17 protein-coding genes are annotated in these 22,302 nt (G+C 63.6%); 2 read left to right on the top strand and 15 right to left on the bottom strand.

The window, feature by feature from the left end; all coding sequences use genetic code 11:
* Nucleotides 1–33 precede the first annotated feature (33 nt).
* The gene (locus tag LVS58_RS08265; protein ID WP_233690646.1) at nt 34–480 is read left to right on the top strand and encodes a GNAT family N-acetyltransferase; all 447 of its coding nucleotides are present in this window, start codon (nt 34–36) and stop codon (nt 478–480) included.
* 46 nt (nt 481–526) lie between these two features.
* Here the strand turns inward: LVS58_RS08265 and LVS58_RS08260 are convergent, their stop codons facing one another.
* From LVS58_RS08260 to LVS58_RS08190, 15 genes are all read right to left on the bottom strand, one after another.
* Nucleotides 527–1,039: an AmiS/UreI family transporter gene (locus LVS58_RS08260; protein WP_012052056.1), complete on the bottom strand. Its 513-nt coding sequence runs from the start codon at nt 1,037–1,039 to the stop codon at nt 527–529.
* Between the two features lie 12 nt (nt 1,040–1,051).
* Nucleotides 1,052–1,636 carry an ANTAR domain-containing response regulator gene (locus LVS58_RS08255; RefSeq protein WP_233690645.1) on the bottom strand — a complete coding sequence of 195 codons (585 nt, stop codon included), beginning with the start codon at nt 1,634–1,636 and terminating at the stop codon, nt 1,052–1,054.
* Nucleotides 1,633–2,790, bottom strand: coding sequence for a transporter substrate-binding domain-containing protein (locus tag LVS58_RS08250; RefSeq protein WP_267954350.1), 1,158 nt, complete (start codon nt 2,788–2,790; stop codon nt 1,633–1,635). Before LVS58_RS08250 ends, LVS58_RS08255 begins: the two co-directional genes overlap by 4 nt.
* 21 nt (nt 2,791–2,811) lie before the next feature.
* A complete protein-coding gene (locus LVS58_RS08245; protein ID WP_233690643.1) occupies nt 2,812–3,933 on the bottom strand; it encodes an AAA family ATPase in 1,122 nt (373 codons plus the stop codon).
* Nucleotides 3,934–3,988: 55 nt separating this feature from the next.
* On the bottom strand, nt 3,989–5,032 hold the full coding sequence (locus LVS58_RS08240; RefSeq protein ID WP_012052052.1) for an aliphatic amidase: 1,044 nt from the start codon (nt 5,030–5,032) through the stop codon (nt 3,989–3,991).
* 186 nt (nt 5,033–5,218) lie between these two features.
* Nucleotides 5,219–6,085, bottom strand: coding sequence for a 4-hydroxy-tetrahydrodipicolinate synthase (gene dapA / locus LVS58_RS08235; protein WP_233690642.1), 867 nt, complete (start codon nt 6,083–6,085; stop codon nt 5,219–5,221).
* A 323-nt stretch (nt 6,086–6,408) separates the two neighbouring features.
* Nucleotides 6,409–9,927 (bottom strand): cellulose synthase complex outer membrane protein BcsC, encoded by a 3,519-nt coding sequence (gene bcsC, locus LVS58_RS08230; protein ID WP_233690641.1) that lies wholly within the window; start codon nt 9,925–9,927, stop codon nt 6,409–6,411.
* Nucleotides 9,915–11,030, bottom strand: coding sequence for a cellulose synthase complex periplasmic endoglucanase BcsZ (gene bcsZ, locus LVS58_RS08225; protein ID WP_233690640.1), 1,116 nt, complete (start codon nt 11,028–11,030; stop codon nt 9,915–9,917). The genes bcsC and bcsZ overlap by 13 nt, the downstream gene beginning before the upstream one ends.
* Nucleotides 11,030–13,318: a cellulose biosynthesis cyclic di-GMP-binding regulatory protein BcsB gene (bcsB, locus tag LVS58_RS08220; RefSeq protein WP_233690639.1), complete on the bottom strand. Its 2,289-nt coding sequence runs from the start codon at nt 13,316–13,318 to the stop codon at nt 11,030–11,032. Before bcsB ends, bcsZ begins: the two co-directional genes overlap by 1 nt.
* A complete protein-coding gene (bcsA, locus tag LVS58_RS08215; RefSeq protein ID WP_233690638.1) occupies nt 13,315–15,924 on the bottom strand; it encodes a UDP-forming cellulose synthase catalytic subunit in 2,610 nt (869 codons plus the stop codon). Before bcsA ends, bcsB begins: the two co-directional genes overlap by 4 nt.
* Nucleotides 15,921–16,628 (bottom strand): cellulose biosynthesis protein BcsQ, encoded by a 708-nt coding sequence (gene bcsQ, locus LVS58_RS08210; protein ID WP_233690637.1) that lies wholly within the window; start codon nt 16,626–16,628, stop codon nt 15,921–15,923. Before bcsQ ends, bcsA begins: the two co-directional genes overlap by 4 nt.
* Nucleotides 16,625–16,843: a cellulose biosynthesis protein BcsR gene (bcsR, locus tag LVS58_RS08205; RefSeq protein ID WP_233690636.1), complete on the bottom strand. Its 219-nt coding sequence runs from the start codon at nt 16,841–16,843 to the stop codon at nt 16,625–16,627. Before bcsR ends, bcsQ begins: the two co-directional genes overlap by 4 nt.
* Entirely contained in the window at nt 16,840–18,453 is a 1,614-nt protein-coding gene (bcsG, locus tag LVS58_RS08200) for a cellulose biosynthesis protein BcsG (RefSeq protein ID WP_233690635.1), read from the bottom strand. The genes bcsR and bcsG overlap by 4 nt, the downstream gene beginning before the upstream one ends.
* Nucleotides 18,446–18,631 (bottom strand): cellulose biosynthesis protein BcsF, encoded by a 186-nt coding sequence (bcsF, locus tag LVS58_RS08195; RefSeq protein WP_233690634.1) that lies wholly within the window; start codon nt 18,629–18,631, stop codon nt 18,446–18,448. Before bcsF ends, bcsG begins: the two co-directional genes overlap by 8 nt.
* Nucleotides 18,628–20,118, bottom strand: a complete 1,491-nt coding sequence (locus LVS58_RS08190; protein ID WP_233690633.1) for a BcsE family c-di-GMP-binding protein — start codon at nt 20,116–20,118, stop codon at nt 18,628–18,630. Before LVS58_RS08190 ends, bcsF begins: the two co-directional genes overlap by 4 nt.
* Nucleotides 20,119–20,415: 297 nt before the next feature.
* On the opposite strand from LVS58_RS08190, the gene LVS58_RS08185 reads away from it, so the two are divergent.
* The gene (locus tag LVS58_RS08185) at nt 20,416–22,269 is read left to right on the top strand and encodes an ABC transporter ATP-binding protein (RefSeq protein WP_233690632.1); all 1,854 of its coding nucleotides are present in this window, start codon (nt 20,416–20,418) and stop codon (nt 22,267–22,269) included.
* Nucleotides 22,270–22,302: the final 33 nt, after the last annotated feature.

Below are 22,302 nucleotides of genomic sequence, written 5' to 3'. Positions count from 1 at the left end.
ACTCAAAACGCAAGCTGTGTAGGGACGATTACCATGCAAGTACGCACGCTCACCCCTGACGACCTCCCCCAGGCCTGCGCCTTGTGCATGGATGCATTCATGCAGGCGGTCGCCCCCACGCTGTCGGCGCAAGGCATCGAGACCTTTACCCAGGTGTCAGCCCCCCAGGCGTTTGCCGAACGCATGCAGCAAGACAACCTCATGCTGGCCTGTTTTGTCGAAGGCGCTGTCGCGGGGCTGATCGAGCTGAAGGAAGGCCGTCACATTGCGATGCTGTTCGTTACACCAGGCCTGCAACGCCAGGGCATAGGCAAGCACCTGATGAACGCAGCGCTGGAGCATGCCAGCGCTGAGGTGGTGACGGTAAAGGCATCATTGTCTTCTGTACCCGCCTACCAACGCTACGGCTTCACCCTGGCAGGCGACGTGGGTGAGTTTGCCGGGCTGGTGTATCAGCCGATGGAAAAGCGCCTGCCGTGAAGGCAGCGTCACAGCGCAAGGCTGCTGCACAGCGGGCGCATGGCCGTCACCCCATCTGCTGCCACAGGATCAACAACCCGGGCACCCAGGCTGTGAAGATCGCGCACAGCAAGGTCATTGCCGCCACCAGACGCTGGATCTTCCTGGCAAGCGCCAGCAATAGGAAAAAGCTGAACCACAACACCGTCCACGCCGCCCAGTTCAGCACATCCCACACCTTCAACAGCCCTTCGGCGCCAGGGATGGAACTGACGGTCACCACCAGCGCCGTCACGCTGACGAACAGGCAGAACCAGCCTAGCCCGCGTCCATCTACCTGCAGCACCTGGTTGGCGGCCACCCACAGGTAGGTAAAGGCGAACAGGAGGGTCAAGGCACCGGCCTTGATGCCTTCAGCCGAGCCCACCACGAAGATCAGGTAGACCGCCACCAACAGGCTGAGCAAACCGACAAACAGGTTGATCACCGCCACTTCACGGTCGGTGATACGCCCCATCAGCCAGATGCTGTTGATGAACAACACTGCACCCACATACAGCAGAACCAGTCCGTACAACATGGCAACCTCTTCTCATTCGAATTGTTTTAGGGTTTTTCTTGCCATTTCCAGCATCGACAGCCGCTGTTTCATCGCCTCTTTCGACAAGTACGCATGGGCTTCAGGCTCCTGCCAGCCCTGGGCCGCCATCAGCAGGACCTTGGCCTTGTTGATGTCGGCCTGGTGCTCCAGACGCTCCTGCAACTGGGCATTCTTCTGCATCAAGCGGGCCTGGGCTTCGCTGTTGCTTCTGGCGCACACCAACGCCGGAAGCACCTTGTGGTTGTCCAGTGGCAGCACCATCACACCGTGACACCCCAGCTCCAGGATTTGCGAAAGAATGGTCGGGCTCTCGTACTCCACCAAGGCGATGGCGGTCAGACGTACGCCGCCCTGGACCAGCAGCTTGCCCAGTTCGGCAGGGTGGCGGCCTTCGAACACCCCGCAGAACACCAGGTCAGTGTGGGTGTCGAACGCCTTGGGCGGTGGCCAGCACTGCTTCACCGAGCAGCCGATACGCATCAGTTGCAACACCAGGGCATCCGTGACTTCACTGGGCGGACACACGATGCCCACGTGCAGTTCACGCAGCGTGTTCAGGATGTTCGACGTGCTCATGAGGGGCCGCCTCCCATCATGCTCACGGTCCAGTCGTCCAGGTTGTGAACCACCACATAGGGGTCAGGGCGGATGGTCGTAGGCGATTGCCATTTGATGCAGATCTGCCCGCGCGCATCGATCTCGCCGATACGTGAAAACAGGTGCGAGTGGTTGTTCTGCTGCTCCACCTGCACCCTGCCCTGGGGGCTATCCATGCTCGTGTGGTACAGGTGATTGCGGATTATCTCCACCTCCAGGCTGCCGGTGGCGTTTACCGCCTGGCACAGCATGCGCATCTGGCAATACGCCGCCTCGGCCCAAGCAGTGATGCGTACATCGGCCGGAAAGAACGCACGGCACTGACTGACGAATGCGTTGCTTTGCGGCGACTCGACGCTGGTGAAGTACGGTGCCACGACGATGTTTCCACGGGCTGCCTCGGCCCCCATTTCGGCAATTTCTGCCTCGCTGGTCGTCAGGCTGGCGATCGGCGGCCGAGGGCCATTGCCATAGCGCTGCGCCATTGCCTGGTAGAAGCTTGCCGTCCCTGTACCGACCACGGTCGAAAACACCACGTCAGGGGCAGAACGCACCACCCGCTCGACCACCAGGGCCAGGTCATCGGCCGAGGGGTACAGGGGTATGTAGGCTTCTTCCACCACTTCGCCGCCATGCTGTTTGTACAGGTGGCGCATGACATGGTTGCTTTCCCGCGGATAGATGTAGTCGGAACCGACAAAGGCGACCCTGGCGCCGTAATGACGTGTCAGGTATGCCGCCAGTGGCGCGCTGTTCTGGTTGGGCGCCGGCCCGCCGTAGATGATATTGGGCGAGTACTCGAAGCCCTCATAGGGCGTGGGATAGAACAGCAAACCATCGGCGCGCTCGATGACGGGCATCACGGCTTTGCGGGTGTGCGACATGTAGCAGCCGAGCATCAAACGCACACCGTGGTTGCGCACATAGTCGTCACACAGGTTGCGATAACGGTCCGGGTCGCCCCCGGGGTCGCCGACCAGCGTCAGAACCGGTTCGCCAAGCACTCCCCCCTCGCGGTTAACCTGCTCTACCGCCAGCAGCGCGCCACAGCGCTGCGAGCGTTCAATGGCTGCGGTGACGCCGGTTTCGGCGAACAGCAAGCCCACCTTCAATTGCCTGTCTTGTCTACTCATCACACCATCCTGTGACAACCGTCATGTCGGCAACGAAAAACGGATGCGCCCGCGCTCGAGGTGGCCGGCCACCGTCATGCACGGCACTTCGGCTCGGCATGGAATGCGGTTACCGAGCAGGTACTCGGCCAGTGGCACTTCCAGCTCATGGCGGATAAAGCGCTTGAGCGCACGCGCGCCAAATTCCAGGTCATGGCCTTCACTGGCCAGCTTGCCAACCACCGCCGCATCCAGCTGCAGGCAGCAGTGATGCTTGGCAAGGCGCCGGTTCAGGCGCGACACCTCCAGTTCAACGATGCGCTCGCTCACCTCCTGTTCGATGGCATTGAACACCACCGTGGTGTCGATGCGGTTGACGAATTCGGCAGAAAAACGCTTCACCAGGCGCCGCCGCACCAGCCCCAGCAAACGCTCGCGGCGCCCTGCCTGCAGGCCAAGCAGACGCCTCAGCGGCGCCAGCGGGCCCAGCCGGTGCTGGCGTATTTCGTCTGCCGCCAGGTTGCTGGTCATGAACACCAGCGTGTTACGGAAATTGAAGCTCTTTTCACCGGAAGCCAAGCGCAGCAGGCCATTGTCGAACACATTGAGCAGCGCCTGGGACACCTCCTTGCTGGCCTTTTCCAGTTCATCGAACAGCACGATCCCTGGGCGCCCTTGGCTCCCGTCCAGCAGCGCCTGGTCAAACAGCGTGCGGCCCTCCTTGGCGCCAGCATAGCCCGGTGGCGCGCCGGTCAGGGCAGCGGCGTAGTGTTCCTGGGCCAGCGTGTTCATGTCGACCCGGCAGAAGGCATCGGCATCACCGTGCAGGGCGCGGGCCAGGGCACGCACGACCTCGGTCTTGCCGACCCCGGTCGGGCCGAGGAACAATGCCGTGAACAGCGGCCGGCGCGGGTCGAGAATATCCGCCCGCACCACCGTGAGCACATCTTCGATGGCCTGCAAGGCTTCGTCCTGGCCCAGTACTTCGTTGCGGACTACCTGCATGACGGCAGCGACATCGAAGCGGAAACGCGACTGCAGGGTGTCTTCGCTGCGCAGGTGGGACTCGACGATTGCCCGGGTGTGGCAGTTTTCAGCACTCAGTGCAGCGCTGGAGGACGCATCGCGACGCGTCTGCTCCAGCAGGTCGTTCAAGAACGGCATGGTCTTCCCCTCGCTTTGTAAAACAGCGTGCCCGCAGGCACGCTGGGCAGGCCCGTCAGCGGGCTTCCTTTTCCTTGGCGTCATAGGGAAGGCTGCCGACCGGGCACTGCGCCACCCCCGAGGTGCGCCGGGTCAGGGCCTCGACGTTCTCGCGGGCCTTCTCGGCATCCAGCACCCAGGTGCGGTAGAACTCGAATGGGCATTCGGCAATGCCGCGGTCGCCGTCGCCAGACAAATGCATACCGCTGTAGCCACGGTGCAGGATCTTGTACAGATGGTTCTGCGACTGGTCGTTCTGCCGTGCATCGCGAATTTGCGAGATCGACAGCTGGGCGTACTGGATACCCATCTCCTCTTCACCGCACTCGCCGAGAGTACGGCCATCGAAACCGATGATTGCCGAGTGACCGAAGTAGGAATACACACCATCGAAGCCCGCGGCGTTGGCCACGGCAACATAGCAGTTGTTAGCCCACGCCATGGCCTTGGCCATCAGCACCTGCTGGTCCTTTGCCGGGTACATGTAACCCTGGCAGCGCACGATCAGCTCGGCCCCTTTCATGGCGCAATCGCGCCAGATTTCCGGGTAGTTGCCGTCATCGCAGATGATCATGCTGATCTTCAGGCCCTTGGGGCCATCGGCAACGTAGGTCTGGTCGCCCGGGTACCAGCCCTCGATCGGGCACCAGGGGATGATCTTGCGGTACTTCTGCACGATCTCGCCGTTGTTGTCGATCAGCACCAGGGTGTTATAGGGGGATTTGCGCGGATGCTCTTCATGGCGCTCGCCGGTCAGCGAAAACACGCCCCAGACATTGGCCTTGCGGCAGGCCTGGGCGAACACTTCGGTTTCCACGCCGGGTATGGCCACGGCGGTTTCCATCATTTCCGCCGGGTCATACATGATGCCCTGCAGGCTGTACTCCGGAAAAATCACCAGGTCCATGCCCGGCAACCCCTGCTTCATGCCGACAATGATGTCGGCGATTTTCCTGGCGTTCTCGAGCACTTCATCGCGGGTATGCAAGCGCGGCATCTTATAGTTGACCACGGCGACGCCGACGGTGTCATTGCTGCTGGAAATATCACCATGACGCATGTTGACCACCTCTTGTTGTTATTTTTCAGGGACGAAAAAAAGCCCTCTCCGCATGCGGAGAGAGCTCATTTGCTCTTTGGGGTTCGGTGTGGAGGCCGCGGCATCGCCATTGATGCGCGGCTCCTGACAACCAACGGTATATGCCGGGTGTGGCGGCTTGTCAACCCACCATCAACCGTTGCCGCTTCAGGCGCCGAGTGAACACAGCACGCTTTGCAGCTTGTCTCGGGTGGTATTCGTGCACGCCTGCATGGGCGCGCGCAGCTCGTCTGCAATGAGGTTTTGCAGCTGCAATGCCGCCTTGACCACGGCCGGGTTGGGCTCGGCAAAGGCCACCTTGATCCAGGGCAGCAACTGGTAGAACGTTCCACGCGCGGCGGCCCAGTCGCCGCTGTCGACCTGCTGCATCATGCGTACATACAGGTCGGCGCGCACATGCGCGGAGGCTGAAATGGCCCCCGCCCCACCCAGACACAGGTTATTGAAGATCTGCAGGTCTTCACCGGCCAGCACCTGGGCGTGGCCGTCCTCGATCAGGGCCATGGTCGTCTCGCTGTCACCGCCACAGTCCTTCACCGCCGCAATGCGTGGATGGCGCACGATACGGCGCAGGGTTTCGCGTTCGATGCGCACGCCAGTGCGGTAGGGAATGTCGTAGACGATCACTGGCACGCGGGCGGCATCGGCCACGGTGGCGAAGAAGGCTTCGATGCCCGCCTGCGAAGGGCGGATATAGCATGGTGCGGGAACCAGCAGCCCGCCAATGTCACGCTGCTGGATCTCCGCCTGGAAGGCCAGCAACTCACCCAGGTTGTAACCTGACAGGCCCATCACCACCCTGCCAGGCTCCACCCAGGCCAGCACGGCATCCAGCACCGCCAGTTGCTCGGCCTTGGACAACGCCGCGGCCTCGCCCGTGGTACCGCACACCACAAAACCGGCCACGCCGTCTTCGAGCAGCTTCTTCACCAGCTTTTCCAGGCCTGGGAAGTCGATTTCATTGGCGCGCATTGGCGTGACGAGGGCGATCCAGATACCACGGAAATTCGACATGCAAAAACTCCTGATGTTGACCGAAAGTCAGCGTCAGCAGAGCGAAGAGTGAAAGTGGTGGCAGGGATACCTAGCGCCTTCTGTCTCGTCAGCCCACCTGACGAGACAGCGCGCCTCGGTCAGATGAGCGGCTGTTTCTTGGATTTCTTGGCAACGGCAACGCACGCGTCTGCCTGGGCGATGAAGCCCGAAGCGGAACTGGCGTGGTTGGATGTGGACATGCTGGCAAGCCCGTTGCGTAGGTATGGCTGGATAATGATGGGGCGGCGTGCCGGGTGTCAACCCTTGGCCCGCATCGCCCCGTAGCAACGCAGCGATTGACGTCACCGCCACTCGCTGTAAGGCTCCAGCGGTGTCACCGGCAAGGCCAGGTTGCCTCGCCACGGTTCGAACAGGTAGCGCAGGTAGAGCATGCCATGGCTAGGCGCATAGTCATCGCTGTGCTGCCAGTCGAAGCCGCCGCCCAGTACCCACTGGTCACTCAGGCGCCGTTCGAACAGACCGCGCAGGCGGTAGCCCAGCCCGCTGCTGTCGCTGGCTTCAGCCATCGCATCGATGTTGGAATCGACGCCATATTGCGCCAGTACCTTGCGGTTGATGTGTGCATCCGGGTACAAGCGGCTACTGCCACTATGGGCCTGGGACCAGCTGACGGAACCTTCCAGCAGCAGCGACCAGTCGTAGTTGCGCCAGGCATAACTGACCGGCACGCCCACCGAACTGTAGCGCTGCGGGCTGTAGTAACCGCCCTGCCCCAGGCTGTAGCCGCCCAGGTCCTTGTCGTGGCGCCAGTGCATCAGCGTCACGCCAACACGTACACGCTCGTCGGCCTTTTCCACCACGCGGTGGTAAAAGCCGGCCATGGCCCGGGTCCGCTGGTTGTCGGCCACGTTATCGCCGTACAGCCAATGGTGCCCCAGGCTGGCCCACACCCCGTTGTCGCCACCTTGATCCCAGCTCAGGCCGAGCGTGGCGCCATTGGCAGTAACCCCGCCCCAGCGCACGCCCGTCGGGCGGTCGCGGGCGCCGGCGAACGACAGCAGTGAATTGTTCATCGGCCGGCGCGAGGCGGTCAGCGACCAGCCAACCTGCCCGAGGTCACCGTTGACCGTTGCGCCGCCCAGCCAGTTGTTGATTGCATAGCCCTGGGTGGTGCCCAGGTCGAACGCCCAGCGGCTACCTTGCCACCCCAACGCCAATAGGCCGCCGTTTGCAGTCTGCGATCCCCCCGCGCACGCGGACAGTGTTTTGCCGTCAGCGCTCTTGCCAACAAACTGGCAGCTGCCGAAGTCAGGGGTGTAGCTTCCCTGATCGTTCTGCTCGAACGACCCCGCATCCATGCCAATGCGCTCTACCCGCGCAAACGCGGTGCCCTCCTGCCAAGGGGTGTCGACATGCAACAAGGTCGACTGGGTACTCAGCTCCGAAATGCCGGGCGTACCGTCGTCCTCGCGCCAGCCGTAGTCATGCATCAGCGTCACATGGGTATTGCGCTGGCGATACAGGGCATCCACATCACTGCGCAGGCTGCGGGCCAACCAATCGTCGCCATCCTGCTCGCGGCTGGCCAGGGTCAATGCACGGTCATCCCGTGGCGCGACGGCAGCACGGTCCAGCAACTGCGCATCGGCCATCGCTGCCGCGTAAAGGTCCAGTGCTCGTTGGGGATCATCCTGCGCGACCAGGCGGGCTGCTTCGCGCCGCAACAACGGGTCGGGTCGCGCCTGCTGCGCGGCAATCCGGTCAAGCAGCCTGGCGGCCTGATCGTGTTCGCCCAATGCGGTCCACACCGCCGCCAGGCGCCGCTGGGCGTTGCTGTCATCAGCGGAAAACTCCGGCACCTTCACACCCAGCATGTGCCGGGCCTGCCGCAGGTTGCCTTCGGCCACGGCGCTTTCCATCACCCCGAGGCGCGCATCAGGACGCCCAGGCTGCAGGATCAGCACACGCTGGTAATAGCTGCGCGCCTTGCCGTGTTCACCACGCGCTGCTGCCCAGTCAGCCAACAGCATCAGGTCGTCCGGGCTAGCTTCACCACGCGCCAGGCCGGCTTCAAGCAAGGCTGTCGCCTCGGCACTGCGGCCTTGTGCCTGCAACTGCTGTGCAGAGGCCAGGGTCATACGCCGTCGAACACGCTGCTCCAGCGTGTGCATGTCCGCGCTCCAGGTCGCCTGAGGCAAGGCCCTCAGGCTGTCCAGCGCCAAGGCATCACGGTCGCTGGACGCCAGGTACAGGCCGTGGGCATAGCGCGTGGCCGGATCACGTGGCTGGTACTGCACCAGTCTGGCAAATGCCGCGTCGGCCTCGCCAGTGCGCCCTTGGTGACGCAGGCTGTTGGCCAATTGATACACCAGCCAAGGCTCATCGGGGGCCAGGGCCGAAGCCTGGCCCAGCACCTGGCTGGCCGTCGACCAGTCCTCGCGCTGCAGGGCTTCGTCCCCTTGTTGGCGTAGCCGCGCAAGTTCCAGGCTGCGACGCAGGCTGGCGAACTGCGCCTGCTGCCGTGGTGGCAGGCTGTCCAGGTATGCCTGCGCCTTGCCTGGCGATTGCGCCTGGTAAACGCGCATCAAGCCACGCACCGCACTTTCGTTATCCGGCGTCATTCGCCGGACCTGCAGGTACTGCCGCTCGGCAGCCACCACATCGCCCTCGGCCAGCGAGACATCTGCCAGGCCCAGCAACGCGTATTCGTCCTTTGGTCGTTGCTGGCGAGCCTGCCGGTAAAGTGCGCGCGCACCGCGCACGTCTTTCGCCTCCAGGGCTCGCTCGGCTTTTTTCAGCAGGGCCCAATACTGGCTGGACGACTCCAGGTCCTTCCATTGGCTGATCCGGTAGGTGTCCTGCTCCCTGGCGCTCGCCGCGCGAAACGCAGCATAGGCGTCCTCATGACGACCCTGGCGCATCAACGCATAACCCAGGGCTCCATGCAGGCTGGCATCGTCAGGGTACTGGCGCAGGGCGCGACGCAGCTGTGCTTCGGCTTCGGCATTACGGCCCTTGTCGAGCAAAGCCTTACCCCGTTGACCCGCCTGCCAAGCCGGGTCGGCCAATAGCTTACGCTGCTGTTGCAAGGTCTCGCTGGCCTGTGCCAACAACGGCGAAGCCGGGTAACGCTGAAGAAAGGCTTGCCAGGCCGCCGCGCTGGTGGCACTCACGGCTTGCCCGGACAGGTAGTCGAACTCGCGCTGGGCAGCGGCATCCCGTGCACCGGGGTCTCGCGCCAGCTGATCGAGCAGGTCCAAGGCCTCGCGGTCACGCTTTTCGGCGAACAACCAACCGGCCAGGGTCTGGCGCAGCCCGGCACTGCCTGGATACTGCTGATCCAACCGCTGCAACTGGCGGATCGCCTCAGGGCGTTGGCCTGGCAGGTTGCCGCGCACGCGCCAGTAGTCCAGGGCCAATTCAAGGCTGGGCGGTTCGCCGGCAAACAACTGTTCGTACACTGCCAGCGCCTCTTCATTACGGCCAGTAACTGCCAGCAGACGCGCCTGCTGCAAGCGCCGCGCAGGCGCTGGCTGTTGAAGTTCAAGCAGGCGTACGGCCTGACGTGCTTGCAGGCTGCCAGGCGCCACGGCACTGATCCGCGCCCCCAACTGCTCGGCTTGACGGCTGTTCTTCTCGCGCAATGCCAGGTTCAGGGCCGCCAGCAACACGTCCGGGTTGCGCGGTTCAAGCAACTGCAAACGGCCCAGCGCATCGCGCACCAGGTCGTCACGGTGTAGCGCTTCGCCGCGGCGTACCTGGTCCAGCAGCCATTGGCGCTGTTCATCGACATCCTTGGGTTGCGCCCCTGCCTGGCAGGTTATTGCCGCCAGCATCAGCACGCCGATCATTCGCTGCATGGCGCGCTCCAGGCCGGCAACAGGCGGCCGTGCGGGTCAAAACGGTAACGGGCCTCGTCGAAACCCTGGCCGAACAGCGCCAGCACCTGGCTGTAATATGCCTTGGCCTCGACCGGCTGTTCGCGCAAGCGCTGGCGCTGGGCCGCCAAGCCGGCCACGTGCTCTGGCGAGGCAGCAAGCAATGGCAGCAATGCCGCAGAGAAACCTGCCGGGCCGTGGCCGCGGGCTTCACCGCTGCGTGCATCCAGGTGCTCGGGAGGCAGCCCCTGGCGCTGGGTCAATGCCGCCATCGGCGCATAATGGGCCACCAGTTCGCGGCGTTGCGCCGCACCCTCGGCCAACATGCCGACCCACAGGTACACACGAATGGCGTCATAATCACCGGCATTGCCATGTTTCGTGTCTGCCGCTGGCTTTCCGGCCGGCGTCCACAGCAACCAGTCCGGGGCAAAGCCCTTTGGCGACGATGCCAACCACAAACGCCGCGTGTTGGCCGCCAGCTCACCCCACAAGGGGTCCACCTCGCTGAAGCGGTCGAGCAGCTGCAACGGCAGGTAGCTGGGGTTCAGGCGGGTACCCTGGGCGTCTTCGAAGCCGTAGTCACCTGGCAGCAACATCACGCCAAGGCCTGGAAGCTTGCGCACGGTCTGCGCGGCGATACGCCACAGCAGGTGCTGGCCCAGCTGCGTGTAGGCCGGCTGGTCCCACAACCGCCCTGCTTCCAGCAGGCTGTAGGCGATCCACAGATCGGCATCGCTGGCGTTGTTGGCGTCCAGCACCTGCCACTGCTGCTGCCCATCACGGCCCCACAGCCAGGCAGGCAGATGCCGGGCCAGGTCACCCTCGGCGAGGTTGTTGCTGGTCCAACGCAGCAACTGCGCGAAGGTTTGCCGGTCGTTGCCTACCAGGGCGAAGAACAACGCGTAACTCTGCCCTTCCGAGGTGGTGATCAGGCGCTCGTCACTCGGGTCGATGACCCGGCCATCCACACTTACCAGTTCGGCCTTGAACCGCTCCCAGGCAGGCCATGGGCAAACCGGCCCGGCATTGGCGAAAACGGGCAGGCCCAAGGCGACCAGCCCTACCAGCATCCGGCGCATCATCACCGCGCCTCACCCAGGCGACGCTTGCCTGCCCAGCGCAGTGCCCGCCACAACAAGAAGGCGAACAACACCACGCAAACAGCCGCGATCACCGCCAGCAACACAGGGTGCTCGGACAAGTGGAACCACAGCAGCAGCCACCACGGCAGCGCGCCCACGAAGTAGTGCTCGCCGACGAACTGGCTGCTCACGCCACTGCTGCGTACCAGCGTTACCGAGCCCGCCACCGCATCGAGCTTGCCCACATCGCCCAGCACGTCGCGCAGCAAGGCGTAATCGCTGTCGCTGCTGGCCAGCAAGGCAACAACACTGCGCTGCTCGTGGAACGGCGACTTCAGGCCGGTGATGGCCGCAATCGGCGCCTGAGCGCTGACCGCCACGCGGCTGCTTGCAGCCACCGGCTCCGTATCGAAACGCTGGCCACCGGGCAACGATGCGCTGCGGCCCTGCAGTAACCAGTCTCGCTGGGCGCTGAGCAACAGGCCAAGGTTGGGCGCATCGCGCAGGGCCTCGGGCAGGCTGCCGATCAGCAGCAAGTCGGCGTCGGCCGCTGCGGCCTGTTGCCAGTCGTCGATCAACTGCAGGCCAAGCGCCGGGTAACCGATCTGTCCGGCCAGCCCGCCAACGGTGTCAAGCAAAGTGCCGACCTGCATCGCCGTGGGTTTGGCAGGCATGATGACCAGCGTCTCGGACAGGTCGGCCATGCGGCTGAACGGGAAGCCGCTGCGGGCGAACGCACGCAGGTCGGGCATGGCGATGTAATGGTGGTAACCGGAAAGGTCGATGGTGGAGTTGTCGTCGATCGCGGCACGCACGTCCACCGGCAGCGAGGTCTGGCAGCGATCGCGCTGGGCGCTGCCCAAGGTACTGGCAAAACTGAAATCAAAGCGCAGGCGATTGCGGTCGCCAATCTTAAGCGCTGGCACCAGCGAGTTCTCGGTCAATGCAGTGTTGTCACCGGACAGCACTGCCAGGCGCATTTCCTCGAGGGTACCGCCGCGCCGGTCGTTGCCCACCAGCGGCATGCTGGTTATGTACTGATCGTTGACGCTGATGCTCAGGCGCGATTCGTCGGTCACCGCTGGCGCTGTATAGCGGTACAGGGTACGTAGCGGAATACCCTGGTTGCGCCAGACGAACAAGTCGGGCGGCAGGTTCAGTTCCAGTGTCACCGGCCGCGGTTGCAGGCCGCTGACTTGCAGTTGCTCGGGGTAATCCAGCAGCTCGGCAAAGCGTACCGGCCTGTCAGTGCGCGTCCAGTTAGGCGCATCGTAGGGCTGACGGGGTTGCAACGCGGTCATTTGCTGCACTTTGACGCGCGCGCCGCGGAACAGATTGTTGCCGACCGCCAGCGCCGAGGCGGCCTGGATCAGGTCGTCGTCGTTACGGCCCAGCACCAGCAGCACTTTGCTGAAGCGGTCGTCCGGGTGATCGATCACTTGCAGCACGGGGCCGTCGACTGGGGGGAACTGCTGCAGATCGGCGAGGAACGCCGGGCGACGGTCGTTGCTGGCAAACACGATGCTCGGTGCAGGTTTTTCGCCACGGGCCGGCAGGTGGTTGTACAACACAGGGAAGCTGGCCTTGCGCCAACCGGCCTGGCTGCCGAAATAGGATGCCAGGATTGCCGCCGCACGCTGCTCGCCCAGGCTCGGCACGCCGCTGAACACCACCGGCAGTACTACCTTGCCGGCGTCGCGGGTATCGAAGAACGGCAACGGGAAATACGCCAGGTCGTTTTCCAGCACCAGCGCCTGCTCGTGCAACTGCACCTGGCTCTTGCGGTTAAGGTTAAGCCACAGGCCGCTGTGCGCCGGGTCTTCGCAAACATCGGTATAGTGCCCGACAAACTCCAGACGTACCCGGTTGAAGTCGCCGAGCAGTTTCGGGTCCAACGGCAACTGGCGACGCACACGCTGGCCCAACTGCTCCTTTTCCACCGGAACTACGCCCATCAGCTCGTCGTTGAGGTAGACGCGCAGGTGCGACAGGTTCGGCAGCAAGGCTGGCGAAGGCGTGTAGTCCAGTTGCAAGCTGGCATCGGTGGCCAGGCGATCGCGACGCAGGCCGAACTCGATATGCTCGCTATTGCGTACCCCCAGCAGCAGGCTGTCGGACGCATGCCCAAGTTGCTCGAAGGTTTTCGCAACCTGCCAGTTTGGTACCGTGGGTGTGGGCACCGCAGGCTCGGCAAGCGGAGCTACGGAAGCAGCAGCGGCGCTCTGCGACAAGGCGGTAAACAGCGCCATCGCCAGGCCCCAGGTACGCGCGGGATAACCAGTCATCATGCGTCTCGATCAACAGGGTTCATGGAAGGGATTGCCCGCGGTGTGCGGGGCCAGTAGCTGGCCAGCCACAGCGCCAGCGAACGCAGCGGGCGCAACCACGCCCGCAGCCATGACGGCATGTGCTCGACCAGGCGCACGTAACCGACGCCACCCAGCTTCAACACCTCGATCAGGCTGCGCAGCGGGCGCTCGACCTCGTGCTGCTCGTTCCAGCCAAGCCAGGCATCGGCGCGGGCAAAGGTGCAGTGGACCAGGTCGATACGCTGCTGCAGGGTGAGGTCGTGGAACACCAGGCCCACGTGCTGCCCGACGGTACGGGTGACACACGCCTGGAAGGCGAACTCGCGTTGGCCGCGGTTGAGCAGCAGGCGTACCTGCTCCCCCGGCTTCAGCTCCAGACCGGCATGTACTTGCAGGCCGACACCGCCGTCGGAGTAGTCGACCAGGGTGCAGGGGTAGGCATGACCGCTGGCCAGCATCAGCCCCGCCGGCAAGCGCATCTGCACCCGATGCGCGCGGCGCACCTGGCGCACTTCGGCGGCCACCGCAACGGCGGCACCGATGATCAGCAGGTTGTAGATCACCCACAGCGAGCTGACGATTACCGTGCCGATTTCTGCCGTCGGGCCGGTGACCAGGCGCCACGCCGCAAAACCCAGCCCCACCACATTGAGCGCCGCCAGCCACAGGTAAGGTTGGGCGATGCGCCAGTCGAACTGTTCCTGCTCCATCAGGCCGCCCTTGGCGGTGACGTTGAACGTGCCTTTTTTCGGCGCGAACAGCGCCACCGTGGTCGGGCGGGCGATGTACCAGGCCAGTACGGTCTCGTAGACCTCACCCCAGAAGGTTTGTCGGTACTTGCCTTGCATGCGCGAGTTGGTCAGGCTGGCGTGGATCATGTGTGGCAGCACGTACAGCAGAATCATCAATGCCGGTGCGTAGATGATGTAGGCATGCAGCAACAGAAACGCCAGTGGCGCCGTCAGGAACACCAGCCGCGGCAGGCCGGCCAGGAAGTGCAGCATTGCGTTGGCATAGCACACCCGCTGGAACAGGCTAAGGCCACGCCCGAACAGTGGGTTATCGGTGCGGAAGATCTGCACCATGCCACGGGCCCAGCGAATGCGCTGGCCGATGTGCGCCGACAGGCTTTCGGTGGCCAGGCCCGCGGCCTGCGGAATGCTCAGGTAGGCCGACGTCCACCCCTGGCGATGCAGGCGCAGGGCGGTGTGGGCATCTTCGGTCACGGTCTCGACTGCAAAACCACCGATGCTTTCCAGGGCGGTGCGGCGCAGCACGGCACAAGAGCCGCAGAAAAACGCCGCGTTCCACATATCGTTGCCGTCCTGGATCAGGCCGTAGAACAGCTCCCCTTCGTTGGGGCGGCGGCGGAACGAGCCGAGGTTGCGCTCGAACGGGTCAGGCGAGAAGAAATGGTGCGGTGTCTGCACAAGCGCCAGTTTAGCGTCCTTGAGGAACCAGCCTACGGTCAGTTGCAGGAAGGAGCGCACCGGCACATGGTCGCAGTCGAAGATGGCGATCAACTCGCTGTCGGTGACGCCCAGCGCATGGTTGAGGTTGCCGGCCTTGGCATGCTTGCTGTCGGACCGCACGATATACCCCACCCCGACTTCGTCGGCAAAGGCACGAAACGCGTTGCGGCGGCCATCATCGAGGATATAGATGCGCAGGCACTCGCGTGGCCAGTCCAGGCCCAGCGCGGCCATTACCGTGGTGCGCACCACTGACAGGTCTTCGTTGTAGGTGGGGATCAGCAAATCGACGGTTGGCCAGTGCCTGGCGTTGGCCGGGAGGTTTGCCGGCTTGCGCTGCAATGGCCAACTGGTCTGGATGTAACCCAGGATCAGCACGAACCACGAATAGGTTTCTGCCGCCAACAGGATCACCCCGAATACCAGGTCGGTGGTGTCGTTCCAGTTCAGGGTCGAGGTGTAGCGCCACCACAGATAGCGGCACGAGATGATGGTCGACAGCACGATCAGCATCAGGGTCGGAAAACGCCCCGGCATGTGTCGCACCAGCATGGCGATGACCAGCAGCAAGCAGATGAACATCAGTTGCGCCAGGTAGCCGAACGGTTCGGTCACGCACAGCAGGGCGAGGCTGAGGGCGAACACCGTCAGCACGCTGTAGAACGCCCACCGGGCAAACACGCTCAGGCCGCGCAGGCGTGCCGAGGCTTGGTGCCTGAAAACACTGGCGCGGTAGCGCGCGGGCACTTGTTGCAGTGCATCGATCAGCAGGCCGCGGTAGCGGCGTACCACCCCGCCTGCCCCCCGCAGGTGCATGCGCACCGCGCCCAGTGCGTGGCGGCCAGGCCCTGCTGTACGTACCTGTGGTTGGCGCCGCAGCAACAACCACAGGCTCTGGATCAACAGACGCAGCGGGTCACCCAGGGTCGGGCGCTTGCCCGCCAACTGCGGGTACAGGCGTTGGCGCTCGGCCAGCAGCGCCTGCCAGGTGGGTGACTCCAGGCGCAGGAACAGGAAGGCCAGCCACACGCCGAGGGTGAACAGCCATGCAACCGGCAGACGTGCGCCACGGACAGTGAACCAGGTATAGGCCGACAGAGGGGTCAGGGTCACGGCTGGCGCCTCGTCAGACAGCGCACCGCCAGGCTTTGCACATCACGGCAGGCCAGGCTCTGCGGTGCGTAAAGACCAAGGGGAGCCTTGTACGCCAGCGCTTCGAGGAAGGCTTCGTCGCGATGGACCACCTGGATCGGCAAGCGATCACGATACAGGTCACGCCACACCATCAACAGGTCGCTCTGCAAGCGGCTGGCCGGGTCGTAGCGGTTGACCAGCAGCATGTCGAAGTGCTCGAGCGGGCGTCGACTGAGCAGCAGGTGGCTGGCCATTTCGGCTTCTGCCACCAGTACCCGTACATCAGTCTCGATGCCATTGCCGGCGGTATCGCCCGGCAACTGCGGCAGGTCGTACAACAGCCAGTCGAAATGCTCGGCCAGCTCGACCTGGCGGGCGCGCCATGAAGGTGCATCGGGCACAAGGTGCTGCGCAGCGCCAGGCAGGTTGCCGTACGGCAGCAGGCACAGGCCATCAAGCACCTCGTACACGGCATCGCTGAACGGCCGCCCTTCCCGCTCGGCCAGCGCCCAGCCCTCGGACGTATCCAGCGGCAGGTTGAAGTGCAGCCCAAGCAAGTTGCTTGGGCACAGGTCAATCAGCAGCACTCGCTCGCCCACCCCCTGCAGCGCGTAGCCCAACGCAGCCAGCAAGGCGCTGCGCCCCAGGCCTCCGCGCACCCCATGCAACGCAAGGCTGGTCATGGCACGATCCTCTCGCGCTGAGTGACGGCCGCGTATCGCGCATCGTCGCTGCTGGCCCTGCAGCTTTCACCCAGCAATGGCCAGCGCTGCAGGGCTTGCTGAACGCCCACCAGCATCGAGATGTCCTGGTAGTTCAGCTCTGGCATGTCCAGGTGCTGGCGCAACTGAGCAATATCGTCGCTACGATCGGACGGGTCTGCCTTGCCAGTGATCATGGGCGCTCCTTGGGGATGGGCTGCCAGTCAGGCTGGCCTTGCAGGCGCATGTAGGCACGTCCTTGGTAATTCAGCACCTGTGCGCCAGAGGTTTCGGCAACCTGCTCAGTGGTTGGCAGGTCGGTCAGCAGGCCGGGCACATCCAGCACCTGCTGCTGGCCAAGGCCTGCATACACACGCGAGATCAGCTCGGACAACGCCAGGTAGCTGGTGGCAGCTGTGACCCGCAGCGGCTCGGTGCGGGCAGGCTGACCCATGCCGATGAACTTCAGGCCGACCGGCACATGGGTAATCGACGGCGTGGGAATTTCGCGCATGCCAGACAACTGCATGCGATCACCATGCAACGCGGCCCCATGCTCAGGGACAATGGCCACCACTACCCGGCGGCCACTGCGCTCCAGTTCGTCAAGGAAGGTGCCAAGTTCGCCAAACAGGCGATTGGCACGGGTGGCATAGTCGGCCACGCGGGTACCGCCGTCGGCCGTGACGATACGGTTGCCGTCATGCAGGCTGATGCTGTTGTAGAACAGTGACACATGCTCGTCAGGGGTACCTTTGCGTTGCCCCCACCAACGGCGCAGGACCTCCAGGTCACTGGCAATGGGCGAGCCGTCAAAGCCCACCAGTGCCCGTGGGAAGTCGGTATTGCGCATGCCCGGTTGCGGCATGTGCTGCTGGGTAATGTCGCCGATGAAGTTGTCGAACCGGCCGCTGTGGTTGAGCAAGGTGTTGCTCTGGAAACCCAGCCGGGCCAGGTTCTGGAACAACAGGCACTGCTCCGGGGCCGGTTGGTACAGGCCCGCGTGCGACGACTGTCCGCAGCTGGCGCGCAGCACACGGATGGCGGCCGGGCCGCTGTAGGAGGTCGCCGAGTTGAACTGGTCGAAGATCACGTCCATGCGCGACAACAGCGGGTTGTCCCGCAGCCCCACGGCAGACAGGTCATCCCAGGCCAACGAGCAGATATTGATGATCAGCAGGTCGAACGGTTGCTCATCGGCATTCACGGCAGGGAACACCGTCACGCGCTCGCGCTCACTGGCGAAGAAGCGCTCAAGCCAGCTGTCGAGCGTGGCATTGTCGGCTGCTGCAGTGGCAGCCGCGGCTTCGGCTGCGGTGCTCGCCGCCACGCTGGGCGCCTGGCCTGCACCCAGCGAGGGCAAGCCGCCAACCGACAGCCATGCCAACCCCAGCAGGCTGAGGGTGCTCAGGCGCAGCCAATGGCGCAGGTACAGGTAACCCACCAGCAACATTGCCAGCGCCCCCAGCAGGTTCCAGTTGACGAAGCGGCCCAGCAGCTCGAGCAGATAGTCCCACGAGAAGTCCAGCACCCCCGGCTGCGCCAACAGGCGGCTGAAGGGTGGCAGCCAGGTGTCCTGGTAGAAAAGCGCGATACCGATTGGCACCGCCAGCAGTTGCCGGCCTATACGTAGCCACTTGCCCGGCAAAGGGATCAGCAGAAACGCAGCAAACAACAGGTTCGGCAGCGCCTGGAAGTCGAGCATGCCAAGTGCGACCAGCAGAAACTTTGCCAAAAAATAGAGGTTCCACCCTCCCAGTCCAGGCCAGCGGGCCAGTACCGGGAGGGTGACGGTGGTATTAGTCATTCTGGGGTTCCTGGGGTGCAGCGCGGCGGCGTACGCCCAGCGGTTTCAGGTAACGGGGGGGAAGGCGACGGCGCAACCCGCCACGTAATGCCGCACACAGGCGCACCAGCAACAAGGCCAGGCCCAGCGTGAGGAGCGCGGTAAGGCCGACCACCTGCAGCAGTTGCACGAAGTTCATGCGCCACTCCGCTTGGCCAGGCCAACCTTGCGCGGTGCCAGCGCCGACCATGCCTGTGCAGGCAACTGCGCCGCCGTGTCGCTGCGGGGTGGCTGCGGTAGGTTGCTGTCGAGGAAGGCCGAAGTGGCCAGGCTGTCGACGCCGGCAAGCACCTCCTGGCTGATGAACAGCTCTTTCCATGACAGCTGGAAGATGTGGTCAAGCGCTTGTTCGACCCCTTCGGAGCGGCAGGCGAACAGGAACAGGAACAGCACCTCGCCAACCACGCAGGCAATGTCGCCATCACGGCGGAATACCGTACGCGAGCAAGCCTGCAGCGGGGTCAGGCCAGGCGCCGGACGCAACACCAGCAACTGGTGGACGATTTCGCCGTTGCGCACCCCGTGCCACATGCTCTGCACCGCCTCGGCGAACGCCCGTGGCGCTACCAAGCCGCAGATGGCCAGCGGCCGCAGGCGTGCCAGCAAGGCATCGAAGTCGGTTGGCAGGTGTCGACGCCAGACATAACCCTGGATGCTCTCCACCATGGTCAGGAAGCGTGACAAGCTGGCACCAAACGGCACGATCTGGCTGGCCCCACACGCCAGCAGCAACTGTTCGTCCTGATAACGCAGGGTCGGCGCCATTTCGCGCACGACCAGCTTCAAGGCGTTGCCACGCGTCTGCCGCAGGTGGTGCAGTTGGCGCGCCAGGCTATCCAGGCGCTGCCCACCGTCCATGGCAAAGATCACCGTGGCAGACACCGCCCGGCTGGCTTTGTCCCCCAGTTCGTCAACGCTTTCGCAGACCTGCCAGTGTTCGGAGAAGGCTGGCGCGCCCTCCAGTACCGGGCGCTGGGCCAGGCACAGCAACTCGTCACCACCGGTGTCGCTGGATGCCTGAGGCGTGGCAGCAACGGCAAAGCCCGCGCCCAGCCGAATCAGCTCCATGTCCCGGGTGGCTGCTTTGCCAAGCGGGTTGCTCCAGAAATGCTGCAGATAACGTACCCCACCTTTGCCGCGGTACACCTGCCCCAAGCCGTCGAGGCCCTGGTTGAAAACGCGCAGGCGCTCGACCAAAGCGGTGCTCTGCCCCCAACTGACGACCAGCAGTAACGCCGCTTCAGCCAACAACGCCGGGCGCAGCGCATTGCACCAGTGCTCGACTTCGGCATCCGCCCAGGCGTGTGCCGGTGCCAGCAGTACCAGCACACGCCCACGGGCATCAAGACGAGGCAGGTCTTCAATGAGATAACGGGTGGCTTGCGAGTTGCCCTCATACAACGCCAGCTCAGCCGGGCCGCGCGTTGCGTCGAGCGCACCCAGCACGTCATTCATGGCTTGCGCCTCGGCGATCAGGGCTGCCCTGGCATTACCGGGCATGCCTTCGACCACCTGGCGGCATATCAAGGAGGCGTCTTCGGCGGCGTCACAGGCTAACCAGTACAGTCCTTGTTGATGAAGCTGGCTGCTTTCGACGCTCAGGCCGGAAATCGCCAACAACTGCATTCCGTTTGTCAAAACACTGGCTCTGCAAAGGTAAATTGAAACGGTTCGAAGGGGGAATGTGTCAAATCCCCTGCTGACGCGTGGTGACCTTAGTCAAAAAAACGTCACAGATGATGAGACACACAAATTTGCGTCAATTATACAGCATCAAAGCAGAGTGAAATCAATCTGAAATGTAATGAGTTGCAAAGGTTTGTTAACAAACACCCCAGGGCCGACCTTTTCCGGGTTAAAACGTCGTCAAAGGCAAGCCGGCAGGGCATTGGCCAATGCAAAAACCGTTTTCCGGAGACAAGCATGCTGCGTATCTTTGAACGTCGGCTCGACCCCTTCCCGCCCGACGAGGTACCACCGCCGCCGGTGGGCCTGTTGCGCTTCATGTGGGCTTGTACCCGCGGCGCCCGTGGCTACATCCTGGCGCTGGCACTGCTCAGTGCCGGGGTATCGATATACGAAGCCTGGCTGTTCGCGTTCCTCGGCCAGGTGGTCGACCTGCTCGCGTCCTGGCAGGCAGGCGGTACTGTTGGCCCCGAGGAAAGCCGTGTGCTGTGGGGTATCGGCATCGTTCTGCTGGTCAGCATCGGGCTGGTTGCGCTGCGCACCATGGTTCAGCACCAGGTGCTGGCGATCAACCTGCCGCTGCGGCTACGTTGGGATTTTCACCGCCTGATGTTGCGCCAGAGCTTGTCGTTCTTTTCTGACGAGTTTTCTGGCCGGGTCACTACCAAGGTGATGCAGACGGCGCTGGCAGTGCGCGATGTGCTGTTCACCCTTATCGAAATCCTGCCCGGGATTGGCGTGTATTTCATCGCGATCATTGCCCTGGCCGGCGGCTTTGCCCTGAAACTGATGCTGCCCTTCATTGCCTGGGTCGTGCTGTTCGGTTTGGCCATGCTGTATTTCGTACCCCGGCTGGGCAAGGTTGGGCAGGAGCAGGCCAATGCCCGGTCATCAATGACCGGGCGGGTTTCTGACGCTTATACCAACATCACCACGGTTAAGCTGTTTTCGCACTCCAACCGCGAAGCGCACTTTGCGCGCGCAGCCATGGAAGACTTCAAGCTGACCGGTTTTCGCCAGATGCGCCTGGTGAGCCAGTTCGAAATCGTCAACCAGGCGCTGGTGGTGGGGCTGATCTTTGGTGCCGGTGGCTATGCACTGTGGCTGTGGCACCAGGGCCAGGTCGGCACCGGGGCCGTGGCGGCAATCACCGCCATGGCCTTGCGCGTCAACGGTATGTCGCACTGGATCATGTGGGAAATTACCTCGCTGTTCGAGAACATTGGCACCGTGCAGGACGGTATGGCCACCCTCACCCGCGGCCCCAAGGTGCAGGATGCGCCGGGTGCTGAAGCGCTGGTAACCACGGGTGGCGCGGTGAGTTTCGACAAGGTCAGCTTCAACTACAACGGTGAGCGCCAGGTGCTCAATGAGCTGACGCTGCACATTCGCCCGGGCGAAAAAGTCGGGCTGGTAGGCCGCTCCGGCGCCGGCAAGTCCACCTTGATCAACCTGCTGCTGCGCTTCTACGACGTGGACAAGGGGGAAATACGCATCGACGGGCAGAATGTCGCCAAGGTCACGCAAGACAGCCTGCGCAGCGCCATCGGCATGGTCACTCAGGACACCTCGCTGTTGCACCGTTCGATTCGCGACAACATTGCCTATGGCCGCCCCGATGCTACCGAAGCACAGATCCGTGCCGCTGCGGCCAGTGCCCAGGCCGACGGTTTCATCAGCCAGCTCAGCGACCGTCAGGGCAACAGCGGTTACGACACCCTGGTGGGTGAGCGCGGCATCAAGCTGTCTGGCGGCCAACGCCAGCGCATTGCAATTGCCCGGGTGATGCTGAAGAACGCACCGATCCTGCTGCTGGACGAAGCCACCAGCGCGCTGGACTCGGAGGTGGAAGTGGCCATTCAGGAGAGCCTGGATGAAATGATGCAGGGCAAGACCGTTATCGCCATCGCCCACCGGTTGTCGACGATCGCCGCCATGGACCGGCTGATCGTGATGGATGAAGGGCGCATCATCGAGCAAGGCACCCATGCCGAACTGTTGGCGAAACAGGGTACCTATGCACGGTTGTGGCAGCACCAGAGTGGCGGGTTCCTGGGTGAGGATCAGGGCGTGGCCGAGGCTGTGGAGTAAGCAGAGGCCGGGGGCAGCCAGCGCATACCCAGA

The sequence above is a fragment of the Pseudomonas sp. JR33AA genome, assembly GCF_021378985.1.
Classification (GTDB): Bacteria; Pseudomonadota; Gammaproteobacteria; order Pseudomonadales; family Pseudomonadaceae; genus Aquipseudomonas; species Aquipseudomonas alloputida.
This window is presented reverse-complemented; position numbering and strand designations above follow the sequence as displayed.

Excerpts from the sequence above, each read along its gene's own strand:
- bcsQ (WP_233690637.1), bottom strand. The coding sequence starts at position 16,628 with ATGACCAGCCTTGCGTTGCATGGGGTGCGCGGAGGCCTGGGGCGCAGC.
- bcsR (WP_233690636.1), bottom strand. The coding sequence starts at position 16,843 with ATGATCACTGGCAAGGCAGACCCGTCCGATCGTAGCGACGATATTGCT.
- LVS58_RS08240 (WP_012052052.1), bottom strand. The coding sequence starts at position 5,032 with ATGCGTCATGGTGATATTTCCAGCAGCAATGACACCGTCGGCGTCGCC.
- bcsF (WP_233690634.1), bottom strand. The coding sequence starts at position 18,631 with ATGAACTTCGTGCAACTGCTGCAGGTGGTCGGCCTTACCGCGCTCCTC.
- LVS58_RS08265 (WP_233690646.1), top strand. The coding sequence starts at position 34 with ATGCAAGTACGCACGCTCACCCCTGACGACCTCCCCCAGGCCTGCGCC.
- LVS58_RS08255 (WP_233690645.1), bottom strand. The coding sequence starts at position 1,636 with ATGAGCACGTCGAACATCCTGAACACGCTGCGTGAACTGCACGTGGGC.
- LVS58_RS08245 (WP_233690643.1), bottom strand. The coding sequence starts at position 3,933 with ATGCCGTTCTTGAACGACCTGCTGGAGCAGACGCGTCGCGATGCGTCC.
- bcsZ (WP_233690640.1), bottom strand. The coding sequence starts at position 11,030 with ATGATGCGCCGGATGCTGGTAGGGCTGGTCGCCTTGGGCCTGCCCGTT.
- LVS58_RS08190 (WP_233690633.1), bottom strand. The coding sequence starts at position 20,118 with ATGCAGTTGTTGGCGATTTCCGGCCTGAGCGTCGAAAGCAGCCAGCTT.
- bcsG (WP_233690635.1), bottom strand. The coding sequence starts at position 18,453 with ATGACTAATACCACCGTCACCCTCCCGGTACTGGCCCGCTGGCCTGGA.
- dapA (WP_233690642.1), bottom strand. The coding sequence starts at position 6,085 with ATGTCGAATTTCCGTGGTATCTGGATCGCCCTCGTCACGCCAATGCGC.
- LVS58_RS08250 (WP_267954350.1), bottom strand. The coding sequence starts at position 2,790 with ATGAGTAGACAAGACAGGCAATTGAAGGTGGGCTTGCTGTTCGCCGAA.
- LVS58_RS08185 (WP_233690632.1), top strand. The coding sequence starts at position 20,416 with ATGCTGCGTATCTTTGAACGTCGGCTCGACCCCTTCCCGCCCGACGAG.
- bcsB (WP_233690639.1), bottom strand. The coding sequence starts at position 13,318 with ATGATGACTGGTTATCCCGCGCGTACCTGGGGCCTGGCGATGGCGCTG.
- LVS58_RS08260 (WP_012052056.1), bottom strand. The coding sequence starts at position 1,039 with ATGTTGTACGGACTGGTTCTGCTGTATGTGGGTGCAGTGTTGTTCATC.
- bcsC (WP_233690641.1), bottom strand. The coding sequence starts at position 9,927 with ATGCAGCGAATGATCGGCGTGCTGATGCTGGCGGCAATAACCTGCCAG.